General features: G+C 68.9%; 1 protein-coding gene. It reads right to left on the bottom strand.

What is annotated here, in order from left to right; genetic code table 11:
• Positions 1-716: thiopeptide-type bacteriocin biosynthesis protein (locus CCN44_RS42945; RefSeq protein WP_107502199.1), on the bottom strand; the 716-nt coding region annotated here is incomplete at both ends.

Genomic DNA, 716 nt, shown 5'->3' with positions numbered 1-716 from the left:
GGCCGATGGTGGCTTGGGTGGTGGTGAAGTAGTGGGTGTGCCAGTGTTGTGCGGCGTGTTCGGCTGTCTGGGTGTGTGTGGTGATGGTGTGGTGCCAGGCGGGGGGGAGTGTGTGGAGGCGGGTGGTGGGGGTTTGTTCCCACCAGGCGCGGATTCCGGCGGCGGCGCGTCGGCGGTCGGGCGTGTTGAGTCCGCCTGGTAGTCGGCGGCCGGTTTCTTCTTTGACTCTCTGCCAGACTCCGCGGTGTTCCCAGCCGGTGATGTGCAGGGCGGTGAACACGGTGTGGAGCAGGGTCAGGGACAGGCGCCAGGCGGGGGGTGGGGGAGTGCCGGCGTGGTGTGTGTGGAGGTCGAGCCAGGCAAGGGAGTCGGCGGTGAACAGTGCGTGGACCCAGGGCATGGAGGCCGGGCCGCCGAAGAGGTAGGTTTCGGGTTCGTACACGCCGGGTGTGGGCGGGGTCCAGGGGTCTTGTCCGGGTGCCGGGTCCAGGCGGCGTAGCAGTTCTTCGCGCAGGTGTGCTGTCTGGTCGGGGTCGGCTGCCTGGAACCGCACGCGCAGGCCGGGGGGTTTGTGCATGAAGAAGAAGTTGCTGGCCTGTCCGCTGGTGAGGAGTTCACGGGCGGTGGTGGCGAGCCGGTGGTAGGGCGGCGGGCCGGTTCGGGAGGGGTGGCGGGCTAGGTTGAGCTGTACCCATCCGGTCTCGCACGGGTGGGTG

Source organism: Streptomyces tricolor, assembly GCF_002155905.1.
Classification (GTDB): domain Bacteria; phylum Actinomycetota; class Actinomycetes; order Streptomycetales; family Streptomycetaceae; genus Streptomyces; species Streptomyces tricolor.
Note: the sequence above shows the minus strand (reverse complement) of the source record. Positions and strands in the feature narration are given on the sequence as shown.